Consider the following 25447-nt stretch of genomic DNA (forward strand, 5'->3'; position numbering starts at 1 on the left):
TCTACACCAGTTCCCGAATGCCATGCGTAGGCCGCAGCCATTGCTTCCCCTCTATGATCGATTTGTCGATTTTCTCCGTACCCGTTTTAATGGCTTCCACCGCACACTCCACCAAAAGCCGATGGAGATTCCCAAGATTTCCTTCGGAAATGGCGAAAAGCAGACTTACCGTCTCGCTTTGATGTAACAAAGAGGGCTTTTTGAGTGGTAATACTCGTTCAAAACTCGCTACCAGTTGCTGAAACTCTGGATTCAATTCCCAAGGCGGCAACGTGACCACATCAAAGCGGCTGGCGTGCTGTGGGTCCGTGTGCAAAACCCGGACGGCCTCTCTGATGCCCACGCCAACGATGGGGATCGCCAATTCGTTGCATAGCAGCTTGATGGCGTTCATGACCTCGCGTTGTTTAGTCACCGTCCCCGTCAGGAGAGAGTGAAATTCGTCGATAACCAGGATACGCACATGGCAGTCTCGCATCAGATGAACCACCTGGTAGCGCAGCTTAGAAGCAGAATCCGTCGCTCGGTACGGTGTCCAGAAACGCTCCAGGATCGCTATATACAACCCCTTTTCGTCCGCGCTGGGCGGCGCTTCGCTTACAATAACCGGTTTGACGGGTTCCGCATCCTCATTAACGTAGCCCTCTCCATGCAACTTCTGAAAACGCCGAATAACCGTTGTCTTGCCATTGTTGGAATCACCAACGATCAACAGATTAGGCATACGTGGGCGCACGGGCTTTTCCATTAAACTGCGCAAGTTATCCAAAAGGCGATTAGCCTGGGCGTAACCTATCCAGCGCGGCTCGTCGAGAAATGCCATGCGGTCCTTATCCGACATGCCCAAAATATGGCGGAATTCCGGATGAATATGAGTAAGGTCCATCATGCAATATCATCCAATGGCTTAACAACGCCTTTCAGCAACATCGAGGCAGGGGCCGCTTTCTCCAATACGCTTCTATTTGAAGTCAGCGGCTGTGATGGAGATACCTTTTTCGCGTGTTCCTTGCGCTTTTGCTGTTGGCGACGCGCCTTTTTCGTCCTTTCCGACGAGCCATCGACCTGTTGCCGCAGATCATTCAAGGCTTGGAGCACCATGGCCTCATCCACAGATTTCATACCCTGCTGACGAGCGCGGCTTACCGCCTGCTGGTACTCCCAGATACTCATGCTCGGTATCGTCTGATCCGCGTATGGGATGCGAAAATACATTTTTAACTCAGGATCATGGAACCAGATCACGCTGATATCACGGGGATCACGGCGGAAAATGAATTGCCGCTTTTTACCGGGGGTGTCCGGGTCATCCGCATTGATCCACTGCCGGATAACGTCCGCATAATAGGTCAGTCCATCTACGGAAACACCATCCGCCTGAATAGTCCGCTTGAACATTGGCAAAAAGTCCAATAACAATACCTCACGATTCGCAGGTAACGCGGGCATTCCACGGCCCGGGGTGTTTTTATCCCCGAAGATACCCAGTTCCCATTTTTTCTCGGGCGTCATACCGATGGAAGAATGAAGTCGCTTGTGGTACACCTTGCAAATAAGGGTAACCAGCCATGTTTCAAATTCCGACTTGGTCATCGTAGCGTGCTTCTCGGAGTCGTATTCGTCCCGTTCCTTTATCGACGAGAACGTAGTTCCGGGTAGATCATGGATCTCTTTCAGCATGGTGCCCAATAAACGTTCGATGTGACCGCCATAGCGGGGCTGCTTTACCGGTCGGTATTCCAGACGAATATTGTACATCATGCAGGAATTGCGGAAGCTTTCCGAGCGGAAATCCGATCCATTATCCACATGAATGGTCGTCATTAGACCAGACACTGGCCATTTTGCATCGACCTTATGCAAGACCAACCAATCATCTTTGGGAAGAATAGCTTGCGCCACGCACATCCCCACAGAGGTTACCGAAGGTGCGTCAAAGGACAGATAGTAGCCAACGACCATGCGACTAAACACATCTATTGCCATAGTAATATAGGGGCGGCCAATGGGTTTGCGATAAATATCGTCAACCAAAATAATATCTGCGGGTGTGTGGTCTATCTGCACAACAGCCAGTGGATAATCCGCGTTGGGGAACTGACCGGGGACAGGAATGAACTTGTTCTTGGCCTTCTCACGATATCCCCGCTTGCGTAGCGTCTCACGTTCACTAATCTCCGCGACCCTGGCACGTACCGTGTTCGGGTGCGGTACCTCAGTGAGTTGCGCTTCAATACACCGTCGGCGCGCCTCCAAAACTACCTTCTGAACGGAGGGCCGCTGCACAGTCAGATACAGCACACTGATAACGTCCTGAATGATCTGTTCCGCATGGACCGATATTTTCTTGGCACCCCTCCTGACACCTCTTTTCTCCGGCATGAGCCCGTCAAGAGTTCCCGCATCCCGATATAGCTTCAGCCAACGGTAAAGCGTGGTGAAATTGATTCCCACTTCTTGAGCTCGAGCCTCTACCTCACGCCGCCCCACGTCAAATCGGTCCAGAAGCGGTTGTATCGCTGCATATCGGGATTGCGCCGTCTTCCAATCTTCGTCGGCAATGGTATCCAGATCACGAACCATTACGGTGCCATCCGCCGCAGGTGCCAAGTCAGCGATACGCAGGGTGCAACTCCGGGCAGACTCCACATCCAACCCAATGACGGTTTCCAAATCCAGCACTTCAGTGATGCGATAAATCTTTCCGGAGGTCATCACCATCTTTCCTGGCGCTGGCAGAAACGTTTGTCGGGCTGGCTTAGCCATGATCCGGCACCCAAAGTTCGCTGGTCTGGGACAATGGCTGTGACCAGTCGCACTCCATCCGTGCAGTCGCCAGCAGGTGCCACAGGTGGCTAATGCCTATGGCGCGGTCCACTTCTCCAAAAAAGTGGCGGGCCAACAGGTGGTCAAACGTCGCTGTCCCCATTTGACGCAGATTCCCGATAATCCATTCAGACTCTTCCGGCACGAACTGCATTTGCCGATATCTCTGCAGAAACATGGCATTCTTCCAGCGTTGGTCGCGGATACGCGGTTCATGCCTCAAATGAAATATGTAGCCCCGCTCCTTGCAATGAGTCATGGCCGCACGGAATTTTGCTTTCCATTCGGGCAAATGCTTATCCAGTTCGCTGGCGGGCTTCACCTCAACAAGAATAGGGGCATGGTAAGGCCCAGGATATGCCCGGTAGGTCACCAGATAGTCCGGTGTATAGGGATAGACTTGCCCGCGAAGGCCAACAAATTCAATAGTCGTGGGTTGCGAAACGACATCTAGTACCCGCCTATCCGTTTCCAGGCGGATCAGAAAGTCGCGTTCCAACGTAGACTCGAAGTCTACTGGACCCACGCCGCGAAACGGATAAAGCCCGGAAACACTACGCCGAGTCGTACCGATCTTGCGCCTGGAGGGGTTATCAACTTTGTTGCAGCTATTGATATTCATATTGAACCTTGTAGCGGCTATTGGTGGTATTGTGTAGCAGCAATTGGTGTAAATCAAGCGGCGTAAGCAGTTGTTTCATGGTTCATAGTGTAGCATTAATTGGTAGAAGTCACAGTGGTTCGCACCCTCGCCCCGGTGAAATCAGTCTGGCACATCATGGCGTTCTTTTCCTGGACGAAATGCCCGAGTTCCCTCGCGCGGTGCTGGAAGTCCTGCGGGAGCCGTTGGAATCGGGAGAAATCCATATCGCCAGGGCGGCGCGGCGGGCCACTTTTCCAGCCCGGTTTCAGTTGGTCGCCGCGATGAATCCCTGTCCCTGCGGCCATCTCGGTGATCCGCAGCAGATATGCCGCTGTACCCCGGCACAGGTCAGCCAATACCGCAGTCGGCTCTCCGGCCCGCTGCTGGACCGCATCGACATCCAGATGGAAGTGCCCGCCCTGCCGGTAAGCGCCTTACAAGAGGCGGGACCAGGCGAAAGTTCTGCCTACTGGCGCGAACGCATAGCTCAGGCCGTTGATCGCCAGTGGCAGCGGCAGCAGGTGCGCAATGCACAACTTCAGGGCGAACTGCTGGATCAGTTTTGCGCTCTGGATACGGTGGGCACCCGCCTGCTCAGCCGCGCCACCGAGACCCTGCACCTCTCCGCGCGGGGCTACCATCGGGTGCTGCGCGTCGCCCGCAGTATCGCGGATCTGGAAGGGAGTGATCCGATCGGTACCCAGCATCTGGCAGAAGCCATCCAGTATCGCCGCCTGGCGCAGACGCTGGCCCAATGATCCTAGAAAAAGCAGTTAAGGGCCGGACAGGGCGGATCACCTGGAAATGACTACGCACTTAGTCCACAGTTAAGCCGTCCGGTGGAAAACTCGTGCTGCTGGATGACCAAACTGCGGCCACGCGGTCGCGCTAACAGGGATAGGATTTACCACGTCAGGATGCGCTTGGCCGTGGCCAGCGCCGGTAATGCTTGCCCCGGCGTCAACATCGGCAACTGCTGGGCAAGGTCTTCTACGGTCATGCCGACGAGGTCCAGGGATTGGGCGCAGCCGATGATCCGGACACCATTGTCTTCCGCCAGCTTGATGAAATCCGCTACACTCTTGCCGCCGGTGAGTGGATAAATCGTTTCGGATACTCCCTTTTTTAGCAATTCCGTCGCTGGGCCGGTGAAGTACATGACAACGTTTTGCTCTGCCGCTGCCGCAGTAGCCGCGAGGAAAAAGGCAGAAGGCAGGCGCTTGGGATTTTCGGGACCAGTAATCAGGATGATGACGAGGTCAGCAGCGTTTTGTTCGGACATGGAAGTTCTCCTTTCGTTTCGCAGTGAACGGGCGGCTGCGGGGCTCCAAGCCCCCCCTGCCGGTATGGCAATGAACCTACGTGTTCAGTAGATATAGTATGGTGGCTCCCTTCACACTGGTTTGTTGAGCGCGGTGTGGAGAGGCCCTTCCAGGGTGATCGGGCAGGCCTGATTGCCGATCTGAAAGAATCCGTCCGGCCATTCATTCCGATATGTGTACTCTGTGGGATCTGGAAAAGCCTCATGACACCCTCCTGGGCGTGTCCTTGTCCCAAATCAGCTGTAGCAAGCGTGAGTCGCCGACGTTGCTGGCGACAGGGCACTGCTCGCACCCGAGATGTGTCGGCGGATTCTCGCAACCGAAACACCGTTTCACGAGTCGAGCAGTCGTAGCAATTTGTTCCAGCACGAGCTCACATTCCTTCTTCTTCCATTCCACCCTTCGGCGCAATTCTTCAAGCAAGGCGAATACCTTATGACTCGCCTGATGGCCGGTCTGGCTATGGGAACGGATGGTCGCAAGTTCGGCAATATCCCGCAACGCGACACCTAGGGTAGCCAGGTGCTGAACTACGCGGATGAGCTCGATGTCATCGTCTGTGTACAGACGCACACCCTTTGCCGTCTTCACCGGTGCCAGGATTCCCTGCTCCTCATAGAAGCGAAGCGTGCGGGTTGAAGTATTGAGCAGGCTTGCCGCCTCACCAATCTTCAGAGGTTTCATCCTCTCGGTCCCAGTAGAGCCATGCTTGGCCCTGGGCATCGTGGCCTACAACCCTATCAACTGAGCCTGATGACCGTGCTTCAAAACACTTTCCAGCAACTCCTTTGACGATGTGGTGTTCGGTTGATACTGCACGACAATAAGATGCTCCTGTTTGGGATCGAAGCTCACTTGGGTAACCCCTGGGACCTCACGCAGACAGGTTAGGAGGGGGCGCGAAGTGCCCTCATCCAATACGTCATTGACGTGAATCAGGACCTTAACGTGGGACGTGGTCATCGGTATATCTCCTTATTGTATCCTGTGAACAACATCATATCCGCCGCTCTGGCGTACTCGAAAAAGGTTGCCGCTCCGCCGCACTCGATACTGGTCACTTCTGAGATTCAGCCGTTCATCTAACATTAACGTTAACGTTAACGTTAACATAGTGTCAGCAGGCGCCGTCTGTCAAGTACGTACATTGGCTAGGAAAATCCATCCATGTTTGCTCCTACTGCCCTTTACGTTCCTGCTGGAGCATAGCCAGGGCTTCCGAATTTTTTCAGGGAAAAGTAGGCTATTTGCGCTTCGAAATCCGTACGCTGATTTTGGACGCCATTTTCATAGCGGCGCCCACCAGTTCCCGGACGCATCCTCCCCCACTTCCCGGGCGATGTGGGGGGCGACATCCAGATAACTGCGCACCAAGCCATCGCCCTTACCCAGAGATCGCAACCCCATGGCGCCGTCCAGGTACTGACCCAGGCCTGACGGTCTGAAGACCAGAGTGGCTTCTTCCTGCCGTCGTCCCCCGCATCTGGCGGAAGCGGTTCAGTATCGGCGCATGGCGCAGTCGCGGGGCCAATGATCGGTCGGAGCAAAAGCTGCCGGCTTATACCGTTGGGGGCGGCCACTCTGGCCCGCATGGCTACCGGCCTGGTCCGCCGCCGCACCTGCCGGTGATGGCGTTGCCGTCTCAGTTCTCGCGATGGCCGCCATTCGGGAAAAGTAGGTCGCCGCGCGTTGCGAATTTTCAGGAACACCCAGACCCTTCTCATATGCCAGCCCCATATCGAAGTCCGCCCGGGCGCTGCCGAGCCGGGCCGCCCGGCGATACCAGCGCAGGGCTTCGGGCCAGCCTTTGACGACGGTGCTTTCCTGGCGGGTAATCAGGGGAGAGTAGAGGGTGCCAAGATAAAAAGCCGCGTCGGCATTCTGCGATACCGCGGCCTGCCGCAAACGCGCCAGCGCGGCTGGGTTCTGTTCGGCCTGATTACGCAGGGATTCCAGGTCTTGCGCCTGGACGACAAGGGGCCACAGGCCCGCCGTCATCAGGACTATTGCGCGCAGAAACATCGGCTCTCCTCCGCCCCACCCAAGGCGTTATGATCCCGCATGCTCCCGGGTAGCATGAAACACGATTTGCGGCCAGCGCTCCATGGTGAGGTCCAGGTTAACCCGGGAAGGTGCCAGGTAGGCGAGGCGATTCCCCGCGTCTTCCGCAAGCTGCTCTTCATGCTTTCGGGTAAATTCGGCGAGTATTTTTGGATCAGCACACTGAATCCAGCGCGCCGTCTGCACCGTCACCGTCTCAAAAATCGCGTCCACCGTATATTCGGTTTTCAGCCGTTCCGCCACCACATCAAATTGCAGTACGCCCACCGCACCCAGGATCATATCCCCACCATGCAGCGGTTTGAAGACCTGGGTTGCGCCTTCTTCCGCCAGTTGCTGCAAGCCTTTTTGCAGTTGCTTGGCCTTGAGCGGGTTCCGCAGGCGCACCCTGCGGAACAACTCCGGCGCGAAGTATGGAATCCCGGTGAATTGCAACACTTCGCCCTGACTGAAACTGTCACCGATCTGAATGCTGCCGTGATTATGCAAGCCGATGATGTCACCGGCAAAGGCCTCCTCCACCAGTTCGCGCTCCTGCGCCAGGAAAGTAATAGGATTATGCACCTGGATGTCCCGCCCCAGACGCAACTGTCTGATTTTCATACCACGTTTGAAATGCCCGGAGCAGATCCGGAGAAAGGCCACCCGATCGCGATGCTGAGGATCCATATTCGCCTGAATCTTGAATACAAAACCGCTGAAGGCCTCTTCTTCGGGCATCACGGTCCGACCGGTAGTAGGACGGGGGCGCGGCGAAGGTGCCCAGTCGATAAGCGCCCCCAGCAATTCCCGCACCCCGAAGTTGTTGATGGCGGAGCCGAAAAACACCGGCGTCTGCTGTCCCTGCAAAAATTCCTCCAGCGAGAAGGGGTGGGAGGCGCCACGCAGCAATTCCACCTGCTCCCGCAACTCGGGCATTTCTTCGGGAAAGCGGCGGTCCAGCTCCGGGTTATTGATCCCGGCAATCCGCTCCACCGCCTGCTCCCGGGTCTCCTCCCCCGCAGCGAAGACCAGCACTTCATCGCGTAGCAGGTGATACACCCCGCGGAAACGCTTGCCCATGCCGATAGGCCAGGTGACGGGGGCGCACCGAATGCCGAGCACCGATTCCACCTCATCCAGCAATTCCGTCGGGTCACGGCTTTCGCGGTCGAACTTGTTCATAAAGGTGATGATGGGGGTATCGCGCAGACGGCAGACCTCCAGCAACTTGATGGTCTGCGCCTCGACGCCATTGCCGCCGTCGATCACCATCAATGCCGAATCTACGGCTGTCAGCACCCGGTAGGTATCTTCGGAAAAGTCCTGATGACCCGGCGTGTCCAGCAAATTGATGACGTGTTCGTCATACTCGAACTGCATGACCGAACTGGCCACCGAAATACCGCGGCTCTTTTCAATGGCCATCCAGTCGCTGGTCGCATGACGACTGCTTTTACGCGCTTTGACCGTCCCCGCGAGCTGAATGGCACCCCCGAAGAGCAGGAGCTTTTCGGTAAGCGTAGTCTTACCGGCATCCGGGTGGGAGATGATGGCGAAGGTACGGCGACGCCGAATGGCGTCGGTAAAAGCATTGGCCGGAGCCGCAGCAACAGGGGATAACGACATAAACGATCAACCTTCCTTGAGTTGGTTTGCGGACGGCAGGAGCGACAGGGACAAGACCAGAGCATCCTCCCGACCCTCTCCATCTCCATTGCGATAATAATTCAGACGCACCCCGATTTCATGAAATCCTTGGGAACGGTACAGATCCTGCGCACCCGCATTGGACACGCGCACTTCCAGAAAAACCCTTTGCGCACCCAGTTGCCCGGCGCGACAGAGGAGATGTTGCAGCATCCGCCGCCCGAAACCGCGTCGACGCAAGGCGGTCGCCACACCGAGGTTCAGGATATGCGCCTCGGCCGCGCCCGTGGAGAGGACGCCAAAGGCGCCCAGCACACCGCCATCATTTTCCATAATCCAGGCATCATAACCCGCTTGCAGACATTCGCGGAAAACACCCCGCGTCCATGGCCCCGGGGAGATTTGCGACTCCAGCGCCGCCACCGCGTCCAGATCATCCGCCCGCATGGGACGCAGATTCATTTTACGTTTCCTCTGGCAGGGAGGGGCGGATATAGTGCGGCTCCAACAGCGCCGGGAGAATACCCCGGTCTCCCGCCTGACAGCGCGCCTGGGCAAGGCGCAATACGGCTCCGGCCCGAGGAAAACTGTCGCCGCTCCAGCCCAGTATCTTCGGGCCCTGCCAGCGGGCATGATAAGCGTGCCAGCCCGTACCGAGCCCCCACCACTGACCCTCATCTGGCCAATCCACGGCCTCAGGTGCACAGACTTTTTCGGTGCCCCTTAATCGGGGAATCCCTTGCGCGTCCTGACCGAACACCCCGGTGTAGACTTCTCCTTTGCGTGCATCCAGCGCCGCGAGCACCAGCGGTTGGGGTACCGTCGCCGCCAGTGCCTGCAGACTGGAAACGGGATAGACCGGCAGCCCGCGTGCCATTGCCAGTGCCTGCGCCGTGCTGACACCGATGCGCACCCCGGTGAAGCCTCCCGGACCTACGCCACAGGCGATGGCCCCTATGTCGGCGAGGGTGACGCCAGCGCGATCCAAAACCTGCTGAACCATGGGGAGCAGCAACCGGCTGTGGGCATTGACCGCCACGATAAACGCTTCGACCACTCCGGCCGAGGTGCTGACGGCCACTGAGCAGGCCTCAGTAGCGGTGTCCATAGCCAGAAAACGCGGCAGTCCCATCAGGCTTCTCCCCGCCAGAACGCATGGATCGCGTCGAGGCTGGAAACACGCCGCATAGGCGGCAGACTGTCGAGGAAGATGCGCCCGTAACCCTTGCTGCGCAGGCGCGGGTCGCAAAGCATCAGCACACCGCGATCCATCTCCGAGCGAATCAGCCGCCCTACACCCTGGCGCAGGGCAATCACCGCCTGAGGAATCTGTAACTCGCGGAAGGGTTCACCGCCCTCTGCCTGACACTGCTCCGTGCGGGCACGCAGAATCGGATCAGAGGGATTGGCAAAGGGCAATTTGTCGATGATGACACAGGAGAGGGCCTCGCCCTGCACGTCCACCCCCTCCCAAAAGCTGGCCGCACCCAGCAGAACCGCATTACCCAAACTGCGAAAACGGTCCAGGAGACGGGGGCGCGGCATACTCCCCTGCACCAGAATGGGGAAGGACAACCGCTGTGGCAGGGATACCGCCGCCTCCTGCAAAGCCCGGTGACTGGTGAAGAGAAAGAAGGTCCGTCCGCCACTGGCCTCGATGACTGGTGCCGCGGCGTCCAAGCAAGCCCGTGTATAGGAAGGATGACCGGGCTCCGGCATCAGAGGCGGTAGATAGAGCAGGGATTGCCGCGCATAATCAAAGGGCGAGGCTGCTGTAAGGGTGCTCACCGCCGTCAGGCCCAGAGCACGTTCAGTACTGGCGAAACTGTCACCTACCCGCAAGGTCGCACTGGTGAGAATGACACTTTCCACCGGTTCCAGCAGGTGCCGCTGCAAGGGCGCCGCCACATCCAGGGGGGTGGCATGGAGCTGCACCGTGCGAGATTTCTTCTCCTGCCAGAACACCATGTTCGGGGCGTTGTGCGCGGCAAAGAAATCCACCGTCGCCAGCAGCACCACCCCACGCGCCGCACATTGTTCCAGGCCCTTGCCGCGCGCTGCTGCAGCGTTCAGTGCCTGACCCAGTTCCGCCACCGCCTGACGCAAACGGGCGAAGGCAGAGCCTTCCGCACTATCGGGATTCAAAGCCCAGGAGCCACGCTCGTCACCCGGACCCAGAACCGTCCGCCACGCCGTCGTTTGCGTTTCCACCTGTGCGGCTGCTGCAAGCAAACCCTCGTCATCCCCCGCTTCGGCCAGAGTTTCGGCGCGGCTATCCCGCCCCCAGTCCCAGAGCTGATGGCTGCTCAGGTGCTGGCCGAAATAACGCCCGGCCAGATCCAGCACTTGATGGGCCTCATCCAGCACCATGGCATCGACTCGCGGCAACAGGTCCCCCATACCGTTGGCCTTCAACGCCAAGTCAGAAAAAAGCAGATGATGATTCACCACCAGAATCTCCGCCTCCTGAGCCTGGCGCCGCGCCTCGATGACATGGCAGCGCCCATATTCTGGGCATTCACTGCCAGGACAGTTGTCCCGGGTCGACGTTACCAGAGGCCAGATCGGCGAATCTTCGGGCACCGAGGTCAGTTCACTGACGTCGCCCTCCCGCGTCCGCCCCGCCCAGTCGGCCACCCTCGCCAAGGGTGCCACCAAGGCTGGCGCCACACCCTCGGCACTGAAGCGTTGCAGACGATGCCGGCAGAGATAGTTGGCTCGCCCCTTAAGGCGACTCACGCGCAAGGGCTTTCCCATCGCCCGCAACAGCAGCGGGATATCCTTCTCCAGTATCTGATCCTGCAGCGCCTTGCTGCCGGTAGAAACCAGCACCTTGCGCCCCGAAAGCATGGCGGGCAGGAGATAAGCGAAGGTTTTACCGGTGCCCGTCCCTGCCTCGATCAGCGCCACCCCTCCGTCGCGCAGGGTATGGGCCACCTGCGCGGCCATAGCCTGTTGCTGCTCCCGTGCCCTGAATTGCGGCAACGCCCGTGCCAACGCGCCGGTCTCGCCCAACAGCACAGACCAGTCCTGGCCTCCCCCAGTCACGCCCGACACCTCATCGCTGCTCCCGTTTTATCGTCAGTCCTGCTATTTTTACACAAATCATGGGGAAAGAGGGCATTCATGTATAAACGGCGTGTACGCATCCTGTTCTGGCATCCGACCGATCCGGCAAAAGCCCGCTATGCCACGACGCTGGCGGAATCCCTGGGCGCCGACTGGCTGGAGGCGCGGTCGGAGGAAACCGACCACGACTGGCCCGACCTACTCATCGCCCTCGACTGCCACACCGCACCGCCTATTTTCCGCGCCGCACATACCCAGTGCAAATGCTGGCCCCTGGTGGCCCAGGACATCTGGGAGGACGCCGTGCACAAACGCATCCTCGGCATGATCGGCGGCCTGCATTTGCTCGCCCGCATGGATCGGAGCGGGGCACCCTCCGGCGCTGCCGCGCCCCTTGGCAAAACTTCGGCGCCGGACTAAACCAATAAAAAAATGCTGAACTGCTTCAGAAGGAGGGTTTCACGGCTGCCAAGACTCAGGCGCCCGACCGTTATGAGTGGAAGACGCCGGATGATATGGAGCAAGACGTCTAGCGCCCATATGCGTCGCTGCCCGCCTATACAGAATATAGCACCCCAGGCTGAACCAGGGCGCGGGGTTGTTAGACGATAAGGCGGATGGTTACTTCGTCATCAGGAAGCGCTGGACACCGGCAGACGGCGCGCCCCGTCAAAACGTGCGGCCCAATAAGGGTCATTCAAACTCGCTACGCGAACTCCCGTGCTCGGGGTCTGGGCGCTGACGAAGTGCTGGTCACCGATATATATCCCGACATGGGAAAAAGGCCGGTGCAGAGTGTCAAAAAACACCAGGTCGCCCGGCTTTAGATCATCCCGGGAAACCCTCCGCAACTGGGCGGCCTGGGCATAAGACGTACGCGGCACATGAATATCAAACTTCGCCAGGATGTATTTGACGAAACCACTGCAGTCGAACCCCGAGACCGGGCTCATCCCGCCCCAGCGATAGGGAGCACCGATGAATTTGAGCGCAGACACCACCATCTGACGAGGGGACAACCAGGAGCCTGTGGCAGAATGGCCATCCGAATCCGCATATTCCCCTTCCTGCGCGATATCATCCGCCAGTTGGGTAGCCGCTTGCGACCCGACAGCGATATTTCCACTGCTTTCCAGTGCCTGCAAAGGGTGGCGGGTCCAGTGATAGGCCTGACTCGCCAGCATCTCCAACGCCAGCCGCAGATGCGATTGCTCCGGCAGCGGGGTCCCGGGCACCGGATCAACCGGAGCGGCCACCGGCCGTTTCGGAAGAACCACTGGCGCCTCATCCGTCACCATCCCGGCCTTGACTAGTCCCAGCGACTGGTCAACAAAAATGGGGCTTGTTACGTTATCTCTATCCACTACCGGAAAGGACTGCATAGGGAAACCGTAGGTCGGAACGGCCTGCGGCGCCGCACCGACTCCAGCAAATTCAACGGGGGCAAGATGCAGCAACCGTAACGCCGTCGGCGTCAGCGAGGTGTAGTCACTTTTTAGGGCATGTGTCGCTTTGTGGTGGGAGCGCGTGTAAGCATGGTGGGCGACCCTATGCAAGGGTGTGTGGATATAGTGGTGACTGACCCGGTGCAAAGGCTTGTGGATAGAGTGGTGACTGACCCGATGCAAAGGCTTGTGAACCACCCCGTGCGGGGCCGCCTGACACACACCGATCCCGCCTAAAAGCGTCATTACCGTCATGGCAACCTGCCAGTGATGTTTTTTTTGCATTCGTTCGTCTCCCGAATCACCTGGGAATCGCCGCTGCGTAATCCGCCCGTTGGCCGATTATGCAGAGACATTGCCATTTCTCAAAATTAAGACAGAGAAACTTCGAGGCTCTCCCTACCCACAATAAAAAAGCCGAACAAGTTCGGCTCGATATGCATACTGCGCTCCGAATGCGGACACATGGCGACGACCCAGAGCGCCCGCCGGACTACCGGTTACGCGGTCACTCTCTCCCAAACCAGGTCTAATATTAGTCATTAGTAAAATCAATGGTCCACAGTCCTTCTTTGGGACTATAGGTCGTATTCACGCCCAAGGCAAGACCCCATCGCTAGTCATGAAGCACCATGGCGCAAGTCCGGACAAGTGCCATCGATACCATGATCGCAACAGGATTCCGAGGCCACGCCCGCTCCAGTCAGAGATTATTGACATGCAGCCCTCTCTATACCTATCATAATACGAATGAGTCTTATTACATAAATAAAGGAGCGTATCCCATGCCCCGTCTTTTTCATCCGGCCACTGCCGTGCTCATCATCTGCGCTGGCACTTTCGGGCCATTTTCCGGTATCTGGGCGGCGGAGAATCCAGCGACCCGGGGAAACGGCCCTATCCCCGATACAACCGGCCTTTCTCCCAAATATTTGCCCGCTTACCGTCATCTGATAGACGGTATCTCCTGGGCTGGGCATGCCGACAGTGAGCTATTTTCCAACCTCAGCGGCGGCATTCGCCGGGGCAGCGAGGGCAACCTTGCCGGCCAGATTGGTGGCGAGTACGACACCGAGAAGGCCGGTCTCTGGAAGGGCGGCAAATTTAGCCTCTCCCTCATGGGCATTTATAGCAGCAAAGTCCAGCAAAATTATAGCGGCGACATCCAGACGGCCAGCAACATCTGGGCACCTGACGCGATTCGTTTTTACGATGCCGCCTTTCGCCAACGCTGGACGGACTGGCTCAACACCCGTGTCGGTTACATGGATGTGAATTATTACTTCGACGTCACTGCCAATGCCTTGCAGCTCATCAACAGCTCCTTTGGCATAACGCCGACCATGACCGTCAATGTCCCGGGTACCGCCACCTATCCTTATTCGGGCCTAGGGTTCCTGGTGGGCATCCATAACGAGCACCTGAGCAGCAAGGTTGCAGTATTTCAGGGCGACCCACAGCACCAGACCTCCGCCTTCGATCGCGGCTACATGGCGTTGTGGGAAGGTGGCCTGCACTGGGGCAAAAAAGATGACGAGGATCTGGAGGACAATACCGACAATTACGGCAGGTATATACTCAAAATAGGTGGTTGGCATTATCAACAATCCAACCCTGACCTCTACGGGCTTTCCCCGACCACCTCCGGCATCTATGCCGTGGCCGAGGGCAATTGGGATCTATCTGGAGAACGGGAACTGGGCGCTTTTATCCAGATGGGCGGTGCGCCGCAGAACTTCAATCCAGTACCTTGGTATCTGGGCATCGGTTTGCGCCTGGGCCATCCCTTCGCCAGTCGGCCGGATGACAGCCTGTCCGTGGGCATGGCTAAGGCATGGCTACGCTCCGGACCCGTGGCGGATGCCCTGGGTGTGAAGCCCGCGGATATCCGCGGCGCGGAAACGTCCTATGAATTGACCTACGTGGCGAAACTTACGGAGCATGTCAGTCTGCAGCCGGACCTTCAGTATATTCAGCACCCCAATGGCTATTATCCGGATAGCACCGTTGGCCTTCTGCGCGTACATGTTGAATTCTTCTGAAGTCCGACCGATCTGCCATGGACGTTTTCATCATGAATTCATCTATTATTTCCCCACCCGAGCCACTGTTCATCGGTGATCTCCGTCCTGGCGACCACGCCCGTGTACTGGAGATCACCGGAGGCAAAATCATGCAGCAGCGTCTGGGCATGCTGGGTATCCGCCGCGACACTCTTGTCCGCGTGGTGCATGGACCTGGCAAACGCGGCGCGGTCTTACAGGTGGGCGGCGCACGCGTCGCCCTGGGCTGGGGAGTCATCCAGCGTGTCCGCGTAGCCATCATCCCCACCGAAAGCCCCCATACCGGAGAAAAAACATGAGCGACTGTCATGGAACACCACAGCGTAACCCGGGGTCGGCCAGGTTGCCGGTCATCGCCCTGGCGGGTAACCCGAATTGCGGCAAAACCACCCTTTTCAATCTGCTGACCGGCGCTCATCAGCATGTGGGCAACTGGCCCGGCGTCACTGTGGAGCGGCGCAGCGGCACTATGACCCTGGGCCGCCGCAAAATCTCGGTGGTAGACCTTCCCGGTATCTACAGTCTGATGGGGGGTGGCGGAGAAGATCAGCGGGTGGCGCGCGATTTCCTATTGGATAGTGATATCGAACTGATCGTCAATATCGTCGACGCCTCCAATCTGGAGCGGCACATGGCGCTGACCGCCGAGCTTCTGGAAACAGGGCGCCCGATGGTTCTGGTCCTGAACATGGTCGACGAGGCGGAAGCCCACGGTCTGCAGGTACGCAGCCATGAACTCTCGGCAGCCATGGGTATTCCGGTCATCCCCACGGTAGCCCGGAAAGCCAGGAGCCGCATCAGCCTGATGGAGGCCCTGACCCAGGCACTGGATCACCCCGCCCTGGGAAACATGCTCGATTATGGCCAGCTTATCGAAGCGGCACTCACCGCTCTCGGCACCCTGCTGCCCGGTGACCCACCCGCTCACCGGCGCTTTACCGCTCTGTGCCTGCTGGAAGGGAACATCGACCCGGCCGACCCAAAAACGCAGCATGCCCTGCGACAGATCAGCAGCGAACTCGCAGGAACGAGCGATGAAACCCCTGCCGACCTGATCATGGACCGGCGCTTCGCCTGGGCGCAGGAAATGGCGACCATTGCGTTGCACCGCCAGGGTCCGGCCGGGCTCCGTCAAAAAATCACCGACCGACTGGATCGGGTGGTATTGAACGACTGGCTGGGCGTACCGGTTTTTCTGGCGGTACTGTATCTGGTTTTCGTCGTCAGCTTCAGTGGCGGCAATGTCTTCCTGGACTTCTTCGATCAGGCCTCGGCAGCACTGCTGATCCATGGCGTCGGTCACGTGCTGCTCGGCGCCGGGCTGCCCACCTGGCTGGTCTCCATCATCGCCGGTGGTATCGGCGGCGGGCTGAATCTGGTGATTTCCTTCATCCCACCCATCGGCCTCACTTTTCTCTTTCTCGCCTTTCTGGACGATTCGGGCTACATGGCCCGCGCCGCCTACGCCATGGACCGCCTGATGCGCCGTATGAGCTTACCCGGCAATGCCCTGGTGCCCATGGTCATCGGCTTCGGCTGCAATGTACCCGCCATCATGGGCTCGCGCATCATCGAAGACCCGCGGGGGCGCATTCTGACCGTGCTGATGCAGCCCTTCATGTCCTGCTCCGCACGCCTGACCATTTACATGGCCTTTGCCGTCGTGTTTTTCCGCAGCAACGGCGGCCAGGTGGTCTTTGCCCTCTATGTGCTGGGGATCATCGTTGCTCTACTGACGGCGTGGCTACTTGGCAAAACCGCCCTGCGCGGCGAGGTGCTGCCCTTCGTCATGGAACTGCCACCCTATCGCCTGCCCAGCTTCCGCAGCGTGTTTCTCCAGGCCTGGCAGCGCCTGAAGGTGTTTATCTTCCGGGTGGGTCGGGTGATTGCGGTCATCGGCGTCGTGCTCTTTATTCTCCCTGGCATCGGCTGGACGGATCGCGGTCTGCGCAGCACCGACATCGACCATTCCCTGCTAGCCCAGGGTAGCCGCGCGCTGGTCCCGATTTTTGAACCCATGGGCATTCATCAAGACAACTGGCCCGCCATTTCCGGCCTGATTGCCGGAGCGGCCGCCAAGGAGATCGTGATCGGCACCCTCAACGGCATTTATCAGCGGCAGAATGCAGCCGACCTGATGGCGGACTACCGCGATCCCGACATCGCCGGGCAACTCCTGGGCGCGATCAAAACCATCCCCGCCAACGCGGTTACTTTTTTTACCACACTGGATGATCCGCTCGGCCTCTCGGCCATGGACTCCACGGGTACCGCCGAACAGGCCTCCGGTGCCGAAAGCGCCACCCTGCAAGCCATTGCGGCCGGATTCACCCCCCTCTCCGCCTTTGCTTATCTGGTCTTTGTGCTGCTTTATGTACCCTGCGCCAGCACCATGGGGGCACTGCGCCGGGAAGTCGGATGGGGATGGATGAGCTTCTCCCTGCTTTATGGCACCGGCCTGGCCTGGAGCGCCAGCACGGTGATTTACCAGTCGGGTACCTTCGCCAAACATCCCGGCTATTCTGCGGCATGGATCGCGGGAGTATTGGCGGCTTTTGCCTTGCTGGTTGTCGGTCTGCGGCTTTATGGACAACGCAGCGACGCCCTATCCAAGCCATCTCAGCACCGAAGGGCGTCGGCATGAAACCGTTATTCGCAGTTCGGGAGGTGCTGCAGAAACAAGGCATGGCCAGCGCCAGTCAGATAGCTGCGGAATTGAAGCTCTCGGTCGGACTGGTCGAGGACATGCTGATGTACTGGCGGCGGCGCGACATGGTAGAGCAAGTATCGGTGGGCGCCCGGGAAGGTTGTGGCCGTAGTTGCAAATCAGGCGCCTGCGGCAGTTGTGGCAACACCATGACGTCTTCTGTTCAGGCCTACCGCTGGTGCGACGGAAATCTCCTCGTGGAAAAGCTTCCATGCAAAGGGAAGATGGAATAGGCGGTCACTTGCCCTATTGTCTCGGTGACGGGGTTCTCTATACTTATCCCACAGGCCGGAACTGATGTTTGACTGGCCATGACGGACGAGGTGACAGGTGCGGGTAAAAGTGGCAGCCATTCAGATGGCCGTTGGCGAAGACGAGGCCGCGAATATTGCAAATGCGCTACAGCAGGTCAGCGTAGCGGCCGATGCCGGAGCGAGGATCATCCTCCTCCAGGAACTCTTCAGCACGCCGTACTTCTGCAAAGATCAGAATCCCGATTTCCTGACCCTGGCGCAGCCCCGCGACAGCCACCCCGCCCTGCTCGCCATGCAAAAGCTGGCGCGGCAACGCGAGATCGTGATCCCAGTCAGTTTTTTTGAGCGCGCCAATAACGCCTTCTTCAACAGTTTGGTGGTTTTTGACGCCGACGGCAGCGATCTCGGGCTTTATCGCAAGGCGCATATTCCGGACGGCCCCGGCTATCAGGAAAAGTTTTATTTCAGCCCGGGCGACACCGGGTTCCGCGTGTTCGACAGCCGCTACGGACGCCTCGGCGTCGCCATCTGCTGGGACCAGTGGTTCCCGGAAGCGGCGCGGGTGATGGCCCTGCGGGGCGCCGAAATACTGCTCTACCCCACTGCCATCGGTTCCGAGCCTCAGGCACCGGAAATCCACAGTCGCGGGCACTGGACCCGGGTCATGCAGGGCCATGCCGCCGCCAACCTGATCCCCGTCGTGGCTGCCAATCGGGTGGGACGGGAAATCGGCCGGGAAAGCGAGATCACCTTCTATGGCGGTTCCTTCATCAGCGACGCGACCGGCGCACTCATCGCCCATGCCGGTCAGGAAGAAACCATCCTCTACGCCGATCTGGACCTGCAAGCCCTCGCTGCCCAGCGGCTGGAGTGGGGGCTCTTCCGGGATCGCCGCCCGGAACTCTATGCGCCCATCCTGACTTTGGACGGAAATCCGCACCGTGGATGATACCCACCCCTCAGCACCACCCGTTATCGCACTGAGTGCCTATGAGCGCAACGGGGAGGCCTTTTCCCTCGCCCCTCAATATGCCGCCGCCGTTTGTCAGGCGGGTGGGTTGCCCGTCCTCTTTCCGCCTCAGTGCCCCGAAGCCCAGGTCATCCTGTCGCGCTGTGACGCACTCGTGCTTACCGGCGGCGGCGACATCTCTCCCGATTTTTATGGCGCGCCGTGCGGCAACAGCACCCACGCCGTACACCGGGATCGCGATGCCGCCGAGATCGCTCTGGCGCGGGAAGCCATCGCCCGGGGTATCCCGGTACTCGGCATCTGCCGCGGCCTGCAGATCATCAACGTGGCGCTGGGCGGCGACCTGCTCCAGGACCTGCCCACCAGCATCGGCACTCGCATCTGCCATCGCAACGCCGAACATGACCCCGTCCTGCATGAGGTCATCGTCCTGCCGGACACGTTGCTGAGAGGCATCGTCGGGCAGGATACCCTGGAGATATCCTCCTGGCACCACCAGGCCATCGCGAATATGGCCCCCGCGCTACGCATCAACGCCATCGCCGAAGATGGTGTCATTGAAGCCGTGGACATGCCCGACAATCCGGACGTCTTCGCCGTCCAGTGGCACCCGGAACATACCGCCGCCGGTGACCCGCACCAACAGGCCCTGTTTGCCTGGCTGGTACAGCGCGCCGCTCGGCGCGTGGCGCGCTGGACGGGACACGGCGCGACAAAAAATTAGCGGGAAGGGGTCCCGGCAGGCTGCAAACGCTGCTGCAGCCATGCCAGCGCGGCGGGAATCAGCGAAACCACGATGATGGCGACAAGCACCATACTCAGGTGGCTTTTGACCCAAGGAAAGCGCCCGAGAAAATATCCCGCACCCAGCAAGCCCCCCACCCACAGGATCGCTCCTGTCAGATTGAAGCCCAGGAAGCGGCGATAGGGCATGGCGGCAATACCGGCCACAAAGGGCGCGAAGGTTCGGATAACCGGCAAAAAGCGGGCAATGATCACGGTTTTTCCGCCGTGTCGCACATAGAAGCGCCGGGTCGTATCCAGGTGCCGGACATTGAGCAGGCGCCCACCAAAGAGGTGGACACCCCAACGGCGGCCCACCGCGTAATTCACCGCATCACCCAGCACCGCGGCCGTCACCAGCAGACCCAGCAGCCCGGGTGCGCTCATGACGCCCACCCCGGCAAGCGTGCCGCAGATAAAAAGCATGGAGTCGCCCGGCAGGACCGGCATGATCACCAGCCCCGTTTCCGCAAAGAGGATCAGGAACAACAGGGCATAGACCCACGCCCCGTATTCCTGAAGAAGGATGGTCAGGTATTGGTCGAAATGCAGCAGGATCCGCACGAGGTGATGAATGTCCGGCATTATTGGCGCGATCACCCTCTGTAACGCGGATTCATGCGTCTTCCGGCGCGCCGCAGTAGCGCTGATAGTGACGTTCGAACATCTTCTCCAGTTCCACAATCACGGTCTCCGCCGTATCCCCGCCCATCACATGCCTGGACATCAGATTGGAGGTGTCATTGAGCATTGCCTTGGCATCCAGCATGGCATAGCTCTCGCGCAGGCGTTTGATGGCGCCGACGACGGTCTCTCCGTCTTTGGCGGGCAGCAGCTTCGGTTCCTGGGGTGCCACCGCCGGCTCCGGCCGTTGTCGGCTTTTCAGAAAATCCGCGAAGGCCAGTACCTGCTCCTGCTCCGCGCTCCCGAGCTTGCGCAGGACGCGGAGAAAATGACGCTCCCGGCTATTCATACATCCGCTCCGGTATCCACCTTGAGAGAAAACACCCGTGGCTTGCGCTTCTCGGTCATGAGGGACAACTCGCGGACCATGGCGATGATGACCCGGTCCGTGGTTTTCTGCATCTCCGGCCACAACGCCCGCGCCTGTTCCAGAAGTTCACCGATATTCCCGGGGGTTTCGCGGCCTTCTTCCATGAGGATGTCTTCAATCAACCCCGGCTTCATCTCCGGCCGGAACAGCAGTCCCACAACCCCGTCCTCCGCGCGGAAGGCAATCCAGCGGCCGTCATCATCCACCACCAGCGGCTTGATGTCTTCCGGCAAGGTCGCCGTCCCCGGAGACCAGACCATGACTCGGGCCCCGTCCACCGCCTGCGCCAACGGGTCGTCACGGCCTGCCTCCGTAGCATGTGCCGTGGTGAAATAGGCGTTATGGTAAGGCTCTGGATGCAGTTCCGCCCCTTCGTACTGTGCCAGCAACAACGCGCCCAGACCGAAGCCGACCACCGGCCGCTTCGCCTTGCGAAAAATAGCGATGGTATTGAGCTCCTGGGTCAGCCATGTGTATCGGTCCGACTCCAGGGGGGACATCGGTCCACCCAACAGGAACAATGCATCAAAGGTCAGGGCATTGCCCGGCAGTTCGCCACTGAGAAAAACCCGAAAGTAACTGAAACCGATGTCGCGTTTCTCCAGTTGACTCTCCACGATGCCCAGGAACTCCGAGTAACTGTGCTGCACGACAGCGAAATGCTTCATGTCAAACCTCCCGACGTACCGGCACCGACAGCATGTCCCTGCTACAGCGATCCTTGGCGAACTCCAGAAATTCATCCATCACCAGACTGCGGAATTTCTGCTTTTGATAGACGAAGGAATAAGGACGGGCCAGCGGCGGATCCAGCGGGCGGGCCAGCAAAGTCCCCAACGCCAGCTCCTTGAGGACAGTCGCCTCAGAAACGACCGCCACCCCCAGCCCGCCTTCCACGGCGCCCTTGACGGCTTCCGGGCTGCCCAGCTCCATGGTGATATTGAGATCGTTGGCATCCACGCCGACCTGATTCAGGTACTCCATGGTCACCTCACGGGTGCCCGATCCTTCTTCACGGGACACGAAGGGATAATCCAGCAATTCCTGCGGCGTCACACTTTCGTGAGTGCCCAGGACATGGTCGGGATGGGCAATCACAATCATGGAGTCCATGCAACACTTGAGGGTGGCGAGGCTCTTGTTGGTTACCAGACCTTCCACCAGCCCCAGATCGATACTGTTATCCTCGATCATGTGGACGATTTTATCCGTATTACCCACATACATACGCACCTGCACATCGGGATACTTCATTTTGAAGTCACCCAGCACCCGCGGCAGCATGTATTCGGCAATGGTCGTGCTGGCACCAATGAACAGATGCCCGCGCAGATCGCCCGTCATTTCCCCCACCCGATTGGACATTTCGCCATAAAGCGAGATGATGCGCTCAGAGTAATCATAAACCACCATACCGGCCTCGGTGAGGCTGATGCGATTATGGGTGCGGTCAAACAAGCGCGTGTTGAACTGTTCTTCCAGCTGCTTGACCTGGAAGGTCACCGCCGGCTGGGTCATATGCAGCGTATCCGCGGCCTTGGTAAAGCTGAGCAGCCTTGCCACCGTGTGAAAAACCTGTAAACGCCTGTCTGCCATGGAAATCCTCAAGTCGCCCGCGACTTTTCGCCAGTTTAGGGGTAATATCTGAGCGCTTCAATACAGTATTACGGAGGATACCCCATGCCCAAGGCTTGGGAAAAGCTCGATCTGCAAGGCGCCGGGGTACAGAGTCTACAAATTCGCCTGCAAAAACTCCAGAAAAAATCTCTATGGGGTTATCTGTACTGGTGTTGTTTCCCGGTCGGCGCCCATCGCTTCTACCTGGAACAGCCGTGGGCCTGGGCCTTTCCGCTGGTCAGCATGGCGATTGTCGCACTGGCTTTTCTGGGTCTGACCTGGGAGGCAGTCGGTTTCGCCGTCGCGCTCTGCGTCGCCGCGCTTTGGGATCTCAGCCGTATTGGTCCGTGGATCAGCGCCTACAACAAGGATCTGCGCAAGGCGAGCTGGTTTGCCAGACAAACGCCAGCCGCTCCCGCCGATTACCAGGGGCGCGCGGACACCCGGGAACACCCCATGCTGTGGCAGCGCGAGCTACAGGACTATACCCAAACCAAGGAGAGCGAGCGCGCCGGTCATCCTGCCGCCAATGCGCCTGACAGGAAAGGCTTTGCACCGGGCCAGCGCCGACTTTCTTTCGCGGAACAGGAGCGACTGCTTGCGGAGATGGCGAAATCCGCCAAAAGCACAGCGGCGGAAAATCCACCCGATTCCACCGAAAAGTAAGCGGAAGCCCTTCCCGGCCTGCTACTGCTCCTTTTCAAACATGGCCAGATAACGTTCCTTGGAAAGCGGAAGCTGTCTGGCCACCGCCAGGAAATCAGGGAGATGCAGCGGGGTACTGAGCCCCACCAGAGTGACACCTATGCCGGGCGTGGAGCGCACAAACTGAATGGCGCGCTGCGCGGCATCGGCCAATTCCGGCATGGCTTCCTGCAGGGACGGCACCTCTTCCCGCGCCAGCAGACCTTTACCAAGGGGGTGGCTGGCCATGATGGTCAGCTTGAGCTGGAAAGCCGCCTGGATGGTGGAGCCGATGTTGCCCTGCCCCGTGACCTGACTGAAACGGGTGTAGGCCTCCGGCATCAGCGCGTTGAAAGGCAACTGCACTACCCGCAGATGATGGCGGTTTCCCTGCCCCGCCGCCTTCTCCGCCAGTCCGATGAGGCTGGTCAGAGACTGGAACAGGGTATTATCCGTCTCTACCCGGCAGGCATTGAAGGTGGAAATGCCGTAGTAGCGAATCTTGTTGGCCTGCACCGCCGCTTCGAGCATAGTGAACACATCAGTCAGTTTGCGATACATCTGTTCTTTGCCGATCAAAGGGATATGCACCTCCGGCTGATCCACCAGAAACACATCCAGGGTTCCCAGACCGGTTTGCGCGCGCAACGTATCCAGTTGCCAGGCAATATATTCGGGGCTCAGACAGTGGACCCCCTGGGCCAGGTCCTCCTCTTTACCCAGCCCCTTGGCCGCCACCTCCTCACGGAAGAATGTCAGCGGATCCTCTGGCCGTCCGTCGGGGAAGGTCAGAAAGCCCCCCTTGCCAACCACGAAAAACTCCTCACGCTGGATACCTGCCGCTATCGCCTTTGCGATACCTACACCTACCGCCCGCCCGGCCCGCCCGAGGCGGTAGTTGGCACCCGTGTCGACGACGTTGATGCCCGACTGCAAGGCCCGCGCCACAATGGCCGCCACCGCGACATCCGTCACGTCGTCCACGCCACCGGGGAAGGTACCGACGCCCAGGGAGGATAGCTTGATGCGGGTGTTCAAAAAGTCACTGAAGTGTTCGTCAGCGAGAGTCCCGGCGAAGCGCGCCACATAGGCTTTGGTACCCGCACTGTTGGCGGCCCCCGGAATCAGTCCATTTTCCGCAGCATTCACGCAGCGTTACTCCTGTTGGCAAAGAGGGGATGGTGGTGCAGCAAAAAATCCAGGCGTTCACGCAACTCGGCACGCACCGGGCCGGGCCGGGCCGCATCTTCCAGACTCAGGAACTGCTGACGATAGTCTGGCGCATCCTCATCGTCCAGTTCCCATTCGACCGCCTGGAGCAATGCTTGCCCGGATGCGGGCAATTCTGCGGGTAACGAGCGACCGCTGAGAATCGCCCAGAGACCGGCCCAGCAGCGCGCCAAAGCAACGGGATGATAACCACCCCCGCCCAGGGCCAGCAGACGCGGGCTTTCCGCCGTGATCTGGCGCACGACTTGCCAGAATAAGCCGTTGGAGACCCGAAACTTGCTCAAAGGATCCGGTGCGAGGATATCGGTGCCCGCCTGCAGAACGACGACATCTGGGCTGAAACGCTGCAAGACACGAGGCCATAACTCCGCAAAAGCCAGCGCATATTCACTGTCATTCACCTCTTTGGGCAAAGGCAGATTAACCGCCAGCCCCGGCCAGTCGGTGAGCTTGCCGCCCAGAAAGGGATAGGCGTAGTCCGTATCCATGTGCAGGGAGGCCGTCAGCGTGTCCGGATCCTCCACAAAGGCCGCCTCCACCCCGTCACCGTGGTGGGCATCCATGTCCCAGTACAGCACCCGCAGACCGGCGCGGCGCAGACGCTGAATGGCGAGCACCGGATCGTTGAGGTAGCAGAAGCCGCGCGCCTGACCCGGTGCGGCATGGTGCATTCCGCCCGCGGGGCTGAAGGCAGTTACGCCTTCTAGCACGGCTTCCGCCGCGAGCACGCTGGAACCGGTAGCCAGGGAGGGCGTGTCGAAAAAACCGGGGAAATAGGGATTCTCCAGCGTACCCAACTGATAACGCTGACGATCGCTATCCTGTACACCACCACGAAACTGCGCCCGCTCAAAGGCCTGTATGTACTCTTTCGTATGAAAGCCGAAGAGTTCCCGATGGCTCGCCGGGCGGCCCTGCCGGTATTCTTCCGGCGCCATGGCCCCGTAACTGTTGATGAGGTCCAGGGTCAGGGAGACCCGCGGAATCGCCAGGGGATGGTTACTCCCATAACTCGCCCGCCGGTAACGCGCCGCCCCGACGAAAACCGCTGGGCGGGTCGCGGCGATCTGTGGGCGCAGCATTCCCCGCT

26 protein-coding genes are annotated in these 25447 nt (G+C 59.1%); 9 read left to right on the top strand and 17 right to left on the bottom strand.

Features of this window, described 5'->3' with window-relative positions; all coding sequences use genetic code 11:
• Position 1 precedes the first annotated feature (1 nt).
• The 3 genes from AFE_RS11465 to AFE_RS11475 are packed head-to-tail and all read right to left on the bottom strand — an operon-like array spanning position 2 to position 3448.
• Entirely contained in the window at positions 2–889 is an 888-nt protein-coding gene (locus AFE_RS11465) for a TniB family NTP-binding protein (RefSeq protein WP_041646474.1), read from the bottom strand.
• Positions 886–2766 (bottom strand): Mu transposase C-terminal domain-containing protein, encoded by a 1881-nt coding sequence (locus tag AFE_RS11470; RefSeq protein WP_012607455.1) that lies wholly within the window; start codon positions 2764–2766, stop codon positions 886–888. The genes AFE_RS11465 and AFE_RS11470 overlap by 4 nt, the downstream gene beginning before the upstream one ends.
• On the bottom strand, positions 2759–3448 hold the full coding sequence (locus AFE_RS11475; protein WP_012537231.1) for a heteromeric transposase endonuclease subunit TnsA: 690 nt from the start codon (positions 3446–3448) through the stop codon (positions 2759–2761). The genes AFE_RS11470 and AFE_RS11475 overlap by 8 nt, the downstream gene beginning before the upstream one ends.
• A 77-nt stretch (positions 3449–3525) precedes the next feature.
• Between AFE_RS11475 and AFE_RS11480 the strand changes: the two genes are divergently transcribed.
• Positions 3526–4227, top strand: a complete 702-nt coding sequence (locus tag AFE_RS11480; protein WP_074874161.1) for an ATP-binding protein — start codon at positions 3526–3528, stop codon at positions 4225–4227.
• A gap of 146 nt (positions 4228–4373) precedes the next feature.
• Here the strand turns inward: AFE_RS11480 and AFE_RS11485 are convergent, their stop codons facing one another.
• From AFE_RS11485 to AFE_RS11520, 7 genes are all read right to left on the bottom strand, one after another.
• Positions 4374–4751: a DsrE family protein gene (locus tag AFE_RS11485; protein ID WP_012537232.1), complete on the bottom strand. Its 378-nt coding sequence runs from the start codon at positions 4749–4751 to the stop codon at positions 4374–4376.
• Positions 4752–4992: 241 nt separating this feature from the next.
• Positions 4993–5475, bottom strand: coding sequence for a MerR family transcriptional regulator (locus tag AFE_RS11490; RefSeq protein ID WP_009561598.1), 483 nt, complete (start codon positions 5473–5475; stop codon positions 4993–4995).
• An 813-nt stretch (positions 5476–6288) separates the two neighbouring features.
• Positions 6289–6813 carry a tetratricopeptide repeat protein gene (locus tag AFE_RS11500; RefSeq protein ID WP_009561601.1) on the bottom strand — a complete coding sequence of 175 codons (525 nt, stop codon included), beginning with the start codon at positions 6811–6813 and terminating at the stop codon, positions 6289–6291.
• A gap of 27 nt (positions 6814–6840) precedes the next feature.
• The gene (locus AFE_RS11505; protein WP_012537233.1) at positions 6841–8460 is read right to left on the bottom strand and encodes a peptide chain release factor 3; all 1620 of its coding nucleotides are present in this window, start codon (positions 8458–8460) and stop codon (positions 6841–6843) included.
• 6 nt (positions 8461–8466) lie between these two features.
• A complete protein-coding gene (gene rimI, locus AFE_RS11510) occupies positions 8467–8943 on the bottom strand; it encodes a ribosomal protein S18-alanine N-acetyltransferase (protein WP_012537234.1) in 477 nt (158 codons plus the stop codon).
• Position 8944: 1 nt separating this feature from the next.
• The gene (gene tsaB, locus AFE_RS11515) at positions 8945–9613 is read right to left on the bottom strand and encodes a tRNA (adenosine(37)-N6)-threonylcarbamoyltransferase complex dimerization subunit type 1 TsaB (RefSeq protein ID WP_012537235.1); all 669 of its coding nucleotides are present in this window, start codon (positions 9611–9613) and stop codon (positions 8945–8947) included.
• Positions 9613–11529 carry an ATP-dependent DNA helicase gene (locus AFE_RS11520; RefSeq protein ID WP_225487192.1) on the bottom strand — a complete coding sequence of 639 codons (1917 nt, stop codon included), beginning with the start codon at positions 11527–11529 and terminating at the stop codon, positions 9613–9615. The genes tsaB and AFE_RS11520 overlap by 1 nt, the downstream gene beginning before the upstream one ends.
• A 78-nt stretch (positions 11530–11607) precedes the next feature.
• On the opposite strand from AFE_RS11520, the gene AFE_RS11525 reads away from it, so the two are divergent.
• On the top strand, positions 11608–11970 hold the full coding sequence (locus AFE_RS11525; RefSeq protein ID WP_009569361.1) for a hypothetical protein: 363 nt from the start codon (positions 11608–11610) through the stop codon (positions 11968–11970).
• A 212-nt stretch (positions 11971–12182) separates the two neighbouring features.
• On the opposite strand, the gene AFE_RS11530 is transcribed toward AFE_RS11525, so the two are convergent.
• Complete coding sequence (locus AFE_RS11530) at positions 12183–13280, bottom strand: C40 family peptidase (RefSeq protein ID WP_012537237.1); 1098 nt, start codon at positions 13278–13280, stop codon at positions 12183–12185.
• Between the two features lie 500 nt (positions 13281–13780).
• Between AFE_RS11530 and AFE_RS11535 the strand changes: the two genes are divergently transcribed.
• The 6 genes from AFE_RS11535 to AFE_RS11560 all read left to right on the top strand — a co-directional run bounded on the left by AFE_RS11535 (position 13781) and on the right by AFE_RS11560 (position 19713).
• Positions 13781–15037 (top strand): carbohydrate porin, encoded by a 1257-nt coding sequence (locus tag AFE_RS11535; RefSeq protein ID WP_012537238.1) that lies wholly within the window; start codon positions 13781–13783, stop codon positions 15035–15037.
• Positions 15038–15069: 32 nt separating this feature from the next.
• Complete coding sequence (locus tag AFE_RS11540) at positions 15070–15357, top strand: FeoA family protein (RefSeq protein ID WP_012537239.1); 288 nt, start codon at positions 15070–15072, stop codon at positions 15355–15357.
• Entirely contained in the window at positions 15354–17702 is a 2349-nt protein-coding gene (feoB, locus tag AFE_RS11545) for a Fe(2+) transporter permease subunit FeoB (RefSeq protein WP_012537240.1), read from the top strand. The genes AFE_RS11540 and feoB overlap by 4 nt, the downstream gene beginning before the upstream one ends.
• On the top strand, positions 17699–17998 hold the full coding sequence (locus AFE_RS11550) for a FeoC-like transcriptional regulator (RefSeq protein ID WP_012537241.1): 300 nt from the start codon (positions 17699–17701) through the stop codon (positions 17996–17998). Before feoB ends, AFE_RS11550 begins: the two co-directional genes overlap by 4 nt.
• A 109-nt stretch (positions 17999–18107) precedes the next feature.
• Positions 18108–18968: an N-carbamoylputrescine amidase gene (gene aguB / locus AFE_RS11555; RefSeq protein WP_225487193.1), complete on the top strand. Its 861-nt coding sequence runs from the start codon at positions 18108–18110 to the stop codon at positions 18966–18968.
• Positions 18961–19713, top strand: coding sequence for a gamma-glutamyl-gamma-aminobutyrate hydrolase family protein (locus tag AFE_RS11560; RefSeq protein WP_009562419.1), 753 nt, complete (start codon positions 18961–18963; stop codon positions 19711–19713). Before aguB ends, AFE_RS11560 begins: the two co-directional genes overlap by 8 nt.
• Here AFE_RS11560 and AFE_RS11565 read toward each other — a convergent pair.
• Genes AFE_RS11565 through AFE_RS11580 form a run of 4 tightly spaced genes read right to left on the bottom strand, consistent with a single transcriptional unit; the run spans position 19710 to position 22422 of the window.
• Positions 19710–20357: a VTT domain-containing protein gene (locus tag AFE_RS11565; RefSeq protein WP_009562418.1), complete on the bottom strand. Its 648-nt coding sequence runs from the start codon at positions 20355–20357 to the stop codon at positions 19710–19712. The genes AFE_RS11560 and AFE_RS11565 overlap by 4 nt on opposite strands.
• A 31-nt stretch (positions 20358–20388) precedes the next feature.
• Complete coding sequence (locus AFE_RS11570; protein ID WP_009562417.1) at positions 20389–20745, bottom strand: hypothetical protein; 357 nt, start codon at positions 20743–20745, stop codon at positions 20389–20391.
• Complete coding sequence (locus tag AFE_RS11575) at positions 20742–21494, bottom strand: type 1 glutamine amidotransferase (protein ID WP_012537243.1); 753 nt, start codon at positions 21492–21494, stop codon at positions 20742–20744. The genes AFE_RS11570 and AFE_RS11575 overlap by 4 nt, the downstream gene beginning before the upstream one ends.
• Before the next feature lies 1 nt (position 21495).
• On the bottom strand, positions 21496–22422 hold the full coding sequence (locus tag AFE_RS11580) for a LysR family transcriptional regulator (protein ID WP_009564938.1): 927 nt from the start codon (positions 22420–22422) through the stop codon (positions 21496–21498).
• A gap of 84 nt (positions 22423–22506) precedes the next feature.
• On the opposite strand from AFE_RS11580, the gene AFE_RS11585 reads away from it, so the two are divergent.
• Positions 22507–23109, top strand: coding sequence for a hypothetical protein (locus tag AFE_RS11585; RefSeq protein ID WP_009564939.1), 603 nt, complete (start codon positions 22507–22509; stop codon positions 23107–23109).
• Between the two features lie 21 nt (positions 23110–23130).
• Here the strand turns inward: AFE_RS11585 and AFE_RS11590 are convergent, their stop codons facing one another.
• On the bottom strand, positions 23131–24276 hold the full coding sequence (locus AFE_RS11590; protein WP_012537244.1) for an aldo/keto reductase: 1146 nt from the start codon (positions 24274–24276) through the stop codon (positions 23131–23133).
• On the bottom strand, positions 24273–25439 hold the full coding sequence (locus AFE_RS11595; RefSeq protein WP_012607461.1) for an acetoin utilization protein AcuC: 1167 nt from the start codon (positions 25437–25439) through the stop codon (positions 24273–24275). Before AFE_RS11595 ends, AFE_RS11590 begins: the two co-directional genes overlap by 4 nt.
• Between the last annotated feature and the right edge of the window lie 8 nt (positions 25440–25447).

This window comes from Acidithiobacillus ferrooxidans ATCC 23270, assembly GCF_000021485.1.
Taxonomy (GTDB): domain Bacteria; phylum Pseudomonadota; class Gammaproteobacteria; order Acidithiobacillales; family Acidithiobacillaceae; genus Acidithiobacillus; species Acidithiobacillus ferrooxidans.

Excerpts from the sequence above, each read along its gene's own strand:
- AFE_RS11505 (WP_012537233.1), bottom strand. The coding sequence starts at position 8,460 with ATGTCGTTATCCCCTGTTGCTGCGGCTCCGGCCAATGCTTTTACCGAC.
- AFE_RS11570 (WP_009562417.1), bottom strand. The coding sequence starts at position 20,745 with ATGAATAGCCGGGAGCGTCATTTTCTCCGCGTCCTGCGCAAGCTCGGG.
- AFE_RS11550 (WP_012537241.1), top strand. The coding sequence starts at position 17,699 with ATGAAACCGTTATTCGCAGTTCGGGAGGTGCTGCAGAAACAAGGCATG.
- AFE_RS11500 (WP_009561601.1), bottom strand. The coding sequence starts at position 6,813 with ATGTTTCTGCGCGCAATAGTCCTGATGACGGCGGGCCTGTGGCCCCTT.
- AFE_RS11525 (WP_009569361.1), top strand. The coding sequence starts at position 11,608 with ATGTATAAACGGCGTGTACGCATCCTGTTCTGGCATCCGACCGATCCG.
- AFE_RS11470 (WP_012607455.1), bottom strand. The coding sequence starts at position 2,766 with ATGGCTAAGCCAGCCCGACAAACGTTTCTGCCAGCGCCAGGAAAGATG.
- AFE_RS11585 (WP_009564939.1), top strand. The coding sequence starts at position 22,507 with ATGCCCAAGGCTTGGGAAAAGCTCGATCTGCAAGGCGCCGGGGTACAG.
- AFE_RS11490 (WP_009561598.1), bottom strand. The coding sequence starts at position 5,475 with ATGAAACCTCTGAAGATTGGTGAGGCGGCAAGCCTGCTCAATACTTCA.
- AFE_RS11565 (WP_009562418.1), bottom strand. The coding sequence starts at position 20,357 with ATGCCGGACATTCATCACCTCGTGCGGATCCTGCTGCATTTCGACCAA.
- AFE_RS11485 (WP_012537232.1), bottom strand. The coding sequence starts at position 4,751 with ATGTCCGAACAAAACGCTGCTGACCTCGTCATCATCCTGATTACTGGT.
- AFE_RS11595 (WP_012607461.1), bottom strand. The coding sequence starts at position 25,439 with ATGCTGCGCCCACAGATCGCCGCGACCCGCCCAGCGGTTTTCGTCGGG.
- AFE_RS11530 (WP_012537237.1), bottom strand. The coding sequence starts at position 13,280 with ATGCAAAAAAAACATCACTGGCAGGTTGCCATGACGGTAATGACGCTT.
- AFE_RS11575 (WP_012537243.1), bottom strand. The coding sequence starts at position 21,494 with ATGAAGCATTTCGCTGTCGTGCAGCACAGTTACTCGGAGTTCCTGGGC.
- AFE_RS11535 (WP_012537238.1), top strand. The coding sequence starts at position 13,781 with ATGCCCCGTCTTTTTCATCCGGCCACTGCCGTGCTCATCATCTGCGCT.
- AFE_RS11540 (WP_012537239.1), top strand. The coding sequence starts at position 15,070 with ATGAATTCATCTATTATTTCCCCACCCGAGCCACTGTTCATCGGTGAT.
- AFE_RS11465 (WP_041646474.1), bottom strand. The coding sequence starts at position 889 with ATGATGGACCTTACTCATATTCATCCGGAATTCCGCCATATTTTGGGC.
- AFE_RS11475 (WP_012537231.1), bottom strand. The coding sequence starts at position 3,448 with ATGAATATCAATAGCTGCAACAAAGTTGATAACCCCTCCAGGCGCAAG.
- AFE_RS11480 (WP_074874161.1), top strand. The coding sequence starts at position 3,526 with ATGGTTCATAGTGTAGCATTAATTGGTAGAAGTCACAGTGGTTCGCAC.
- feoB (WP_012537240.1), top strand. The coding sequence starts at position 15,354 with ATGAGCGACTGTCATGGAACACCACAGCGTAACCCGGGGTCGGCCAGG.
- rimI (WP_012537234.1), bottom strand. The coding sequence starts at position 8,943 with ATGAATCTGCGTCCCATGCGGGCGGATGATCTGGACGCGGTGGCGGCG.
- AFE_RS11580 (WP_009564938.1), bottom strand. The coding sequence starts at position 22,422 with ATGGCAGACAGGCGTTTACAGGTTTTTCACACGGTGGCAAGGCTGCTC.
- tsaB (WP_012537235.1), bottom strand. The coding sequence starts at position 9,613 with ATGGGACTGCCGCGTTTTCTGGCTATGGACACCGCTACTGAGGCCTGC.